The organism is Coprobacillus sp. AF33-1AC (assembly GCF_003475785.1).
Lineage (GTDB): Bacteria > Bacillota_I > Bacilli_A > Erysipelotrichales > Coprobacillaceae > Faecalibacillus.
This window is the reverse complement of sequence record NZ_QRQB01000006.1, coordinates 78,621-83,509: the sequence shown is the minus strand read 5'-3', so window position 1 is coordinate 83,509 and position 4,889 is coordinate 78,621. Positions and strand designations below refer to the sequence as shown.

Here is a 4,889-nt window from a genome sequence, read left to right as displayed (position 1 = left end):
AGAAAAGATGGTAGTATAAACGAGCACTCGAAAGAGAGGTAGTCAGTCGAAAGAGAAGTCGAAAAAAAGACGAAAAAAGAGATTGACAAAGAGCTCAAAAGAGTGTAAGATAAACAAGTCGGCGAAAGAGCCGAGAGATCATTGAAAACTAAACAGTAAACGAATAAAACACAACGTCAATTAAGGAAAAGAAAAGAGCTAAACAAACAAGAAGTTGTTTGAGTAAATAAACAATGGAGAGTTTGATCCTGGCTCAGGATGAACGCTGGCGGCGTGCCTAATACATGCAAGTCGAACGCGAGTGCTTGCACTCGAGTGGCGAACGGGTGAGTAATACATAAGTAACCTGCCCCAGACAGGGGGATAACTGCTGGAAACGGCAGCTAAAACCGCATAGGTACAGAGATCGCATGAACTTTGTATTAAAGGTGCTAAGGCATTGGTAAGGGATGGACTTATGGCGCATTAGCTAGTTGGTGAGGTAGAGGCTCACCAAGGCGACGATGCGTAGCCGGCCTGAGAGGGTGGACGGCCACACTGGGACTGAGACACGGCCCAGACTCCTACGGGAGGCAGCAGTAGGGAATTTTCGGCAATGGGGGGAACCCTGACCGAGCAACGCCGCGTGAAGGAAGAAGGTTTTCGGATTGTAAACTTCTGTCATAGAGGAAGAACGATATATATAGGGAATGATATATAAGTGACGGTACTCTATAAGAAAGCCACGGCTAACTACGTGCCAGCAGCCGCGGTAATACGTAGGTGGCGAGCGTTATCCGGAATTATTGGGCGTAAAGAGGGAGCAGGCGGCAACAAGGGTCTGTGGTGAAAGACCGAAGCTTAACTTCGGTAAGCCATGGAAACCGTGGAGCTAGAGTGCGTGAGAGGATCGTGGAATTCCATGTGTAGCGGTGAAATGCGTAGATATATGGAGGAACACCAGTGGCGAAGGCGACGGTCTGGCGCGCAACTGACGCTCAGTCCCGAAAGCGTGGGGAGCAAATAGGATTAGATACCCTAGTAGTCCACGCCGTAAACGATGAGTACTAAGTGTTGGGAGTCAAATCTCAGTGCTGCAGTTAACGCAGTAAGTACTCCGCCTGAGTAGTACGTTCGCAAGAATGAAACTCAAAGGAATTGACGGGGGCCCGCACAAGCGGTGGAGCATGTGGTTTAATTCGAAGCAACGCGAAGAACCTTACCAGGTCTTGACATCGATCTAAAGGCCCTAGAGATAGGGAGATAGCTATAGAGAAGACAGGTGGTGCATGGTTGTCGTCAGCTCGTGTCGTGAGATGTTGGGTTAAGTCCCGCAACGAGCGCAACCCCTGTTGCCAGTTACCATCATTAAGTTGGGGACTCTGGCGAGACTGCCGGTGACAAGCCGGAGGAAGGCGGGGATGACGTCAAATCATCATGCCCCTTATGACCTGGGCTACACACGTGCTACAATGGACAGAGCAAAGGGAAGCGAAGCCGCGAGGTGGAGCGAAACCCATAAAACTGTTCTCAGTTCGGACTGCAGTCTGCAACTCGACTGCACGAAGTTGGAATCGCTAGTAATCGTGAATCAGCATGTCACGGTGAATACGTTCTCGGGCCTTGTACACACCGCCCGTCACACCATGAGAGTTGGTAACACCCGAAGCCGGTGGCCTAACCGCAAGGAAGGAGCTGTCTAAGGTGGGACTGATGATTGGGGTGAAGTCGTAACAAGGTATCCCTACGGGAACGTGGGGATGGATCACCTCCTTTCTAAGGAGAAAGAGTTGTGGGTTATACTGTTTAGTTTTGAGTGATTTAAATTACTCAAAGAGATCATTGAAAACTGGATAATAGAGAAGATATGAGATGAGACTTATGAAAAGAAATAAGTCTTTCTGATAGTCGAAACTAAGATTTTACAGAAACGAAACGAAAGTGTTTTTGAAAAAGTTCAAGCAAGCAAACCGAAAGGTAAAGCAAGAAAGGGCGTATGGCGAATGCCTAGGCACAGTAAGGCGAAGAAGGACGCAGCAAACAGCGAAATGCATCGATAAGTGGTAAGCACACAGAGAGTCGGTGATATCCGAATGGGGGAACCCCTGCATAAGAGATTGTGCAGATCGCATGTTGAAAAAATAGACATGACGAGGCGAGACCCGGGGAACTGAAACATCTAAGTACCCGGAGGAGAAGAAAATAAGAATGATATCCTGAGTAGTGGCGAGCGAAAGGGAAGGAGCCCAAACCGACCTGAGGGTCGGGGTAGAAGGACCTGTAGAAAGTCGACAGAGCGAGCATAGCAGAATTTACTGGGAAGTAAAGACAGAGAGGGTGAGATCCCCGTATGCGAAATGCAAGCGAAAGATGAGCAGGCACCTGAGTAGGGCGGGACACGAGGAATCCTGTCTGAATCGGCCGGGACCATCCGGCAAGGCTAAATACTCAACTGTGACCGATAGTGAACCAGTACCGTGAGGGAAAGGTGAAAAGAACCCCGGGAGGGGAGTGAAAGAGAACCTGAAACCATATGCCTACAAGAAGTCAGAGCCCGTTAAAGGGTGATGGCGTGCCTTTTGTAGAATGAACCGGCGAGTTACTATTTCAGGCGAGGTTAAGCAGGATATGCGGAGCCGAAGCGAAAGCGAGTCTTAAGAGGGCGAAAGTCTGAGGTAGTAGACCCGAAACCGAGTGATCTAGCCATGGCCAGGTTGAAGTTGGGGTAAAACCCGATGGAGGACCGAACCGACCCCCGTTGAAACGTTGGCGGATGAGCTGTGGCTAGGGGTGAAATTCCAAACGAACTCGGAGATAGCTGGTTCTCCCCGAAATAGCTTTAGGGCTAGCGTCGGGAGTGAGTCGCGTGAAGGTAGAGCACTGAATATGTGATGGCCCCATCTCGGGGTACTGAACATAATCAAACTGCGAATGTCACGAAGACAAGCCCGGCAGTCAGACAGCGGGTGATAAGGTCCGTTGTCAAGAGGGAAACAGCCCAGACCGTCAGCTAAGGTCCCAAAATGTATGCTAAGTGGAAAAGGATGTGGAGATGTCCAGACAACTAGGAGGTTGGCTCAGAAGCAGCCATCCTTTAAAGAGTGCGTAACAGCTCACTAGTCGAATGACTCTGCGCCGATAATTTACCGGGGCTAAGCATACTACCGAAGCTACGGATCCCAAGGGATGGTAGGGGAGCGTTCCATGAGCGAAGAAGTCGTACCGAAAGGAGCGGTGGAGCATATGGAAGAGAGAATGCCGGTGTGAGTAGCGGAACGAGGGTGAGAATCCCTCGCACCGAAAACCCAAGGTTTCCAGAGGAAGGTTCGTCCGCTCTGGGTAAGTCGGGACCTAAGGCGAGGCCGAGAGGCGTAGTCGATGGACAGCAGGTAGAGATTCCTGCACTTGGTAAGTAAATGAAGGAGTGACGGAGAAGGCTAGGCGAGGCGCACGGCTGGAAGGGTGCGTGCAAGCGAGGTAGCAGGACTGTAGGCAAATCCGCAGTCTGGAAATGCGAAGACGTGATGCGAATGGAAAGCTACGGCGAGTACAGAAGTCGCTGAAGCAAGCTTCCAAGAAAAGCTTCTAGTGTTAATTATTTATCAACCCGTACCGAAAATGGACACACATGGGTGAGGAGAGAATCCTAAGGTGAGCGAGAGAACTATAGCTAAGGAACTCTGCAAAATGACTCCGTAACTTAGGGAGAAGGAGTGCTCATAGAGATATGAGCCGCAGTGAAACGGCCCAAGCGACTGTTTACCAAAAACACAGCTCTCTGCTAAGCCGAAAGGCGACGTATAGGGGGTGACGCCTGCCCGGTGCTGGAAGGTTAAGGGGACATGTCATCGAAAGAGAAGCATCGAACCGAAGCCCCAGTAAACGGCGGCCGTAACTATAACGGTCCTAAGGTAGCGAAATTCCTTGTCAGGTAAGTTCTGACCCGCACGAAAGGCGTAACGATTTGGGCGCTGTCTCAGCTGTAGACTCGGTGAAGTCTTAGTACCTGTGAAGATGCAGGTTACCCGCGACTAGACGGAAAGACCCCATGGAGCTTTACTGTAGCTTGATATTGGACTTTGATGCAGCATGTACAGGATAGGTAGGAGGCTAAGAGACGAGTGCGCCAGCATTCGAGGAGCCGCTGTTGGGATACTACCCCTGCTGTATTGGAGTTCTAACCGGACGTCATGGAACTGATGACGGGACAGTGTCAGGTGGGCAGTTTGACTGGGGCGGTCGCCTCCCAAAGAGTAACGGAGGCGCCCAAAGATACCCTCAGCTTGGATGGAAACCAAGCGCAGAGTGCAAAGGCAAAAGGGTGTTTGACTGCGAGACCCACAAGTCGAGCAGGGACGAAAGTCGGGCTTAGTGATCCGGCGGTGCTGAATGGAAAGGCCGTCGCTCAACGGATAAAAGCTACCCTGGGGATAACAGGCTGATCTCCCCCAAGAGTTCACATCGACGGGGAGGTTTGGCACCTCGATGTCGGCTCATCGCATCCTGGAGCTGAAGTCGGTTCCAAGGGTTGGGCTGTTCGCCCATTAAAGCGGTACGCGAGCTGGGTTCAGAACGTCGTGAGACAGTTCGGTCCCTATCTGTCGTGGGCGCAGGAAATTTGAGAAGATCTGTCCTCAGTACGAGAGGACCGGGATGGACGCATCAATGGTGGACCAGTTGTCACGCCAGTGGCATAGCTGGGTAGCTAAATGCGGAAGGGATAAACGCTGAAGGCATCTAAGTGTGAAACCCACTTCAAGATGAGATTTCCCATTGCGCAAGCAAGTAAGACCCCTTAAAGACGATAAGGTAGATAGGTCAGGAGTGCAAGCATGGTGACATGTTAAGCGGACTGATACTAATAGGTCGAGGGCTTGACCGAAAGGCAAGCTGCTTGAAAAGAGAAGAAA

At 50.8% G+C, this 4,889-nt stretch carries 2 rRNA genes; both read left to right on the top strand.

Features of this window, described 5'->3' with window-relative positions:
- Positions 1-230: 230 nt before the first annotated feature.
- Positions 231-1,755: ribosomal RNA gene (locus DWZ53_RS03920) — 16S ribosomal RNA — on the top strand.
- Between the two features lie 200 nt (positions 1,756-1,955).
- Positions 1,956-4,861 (top strand): 23S ribosomal RNA (locus tag DWZ53_RS03915).
- Together the 16S and 23S rRNA genes form the textbook arrangement of a ribosomal RNA operon.
- Positions 4,862-4,889: the final 28 nt, after the last annotated feature.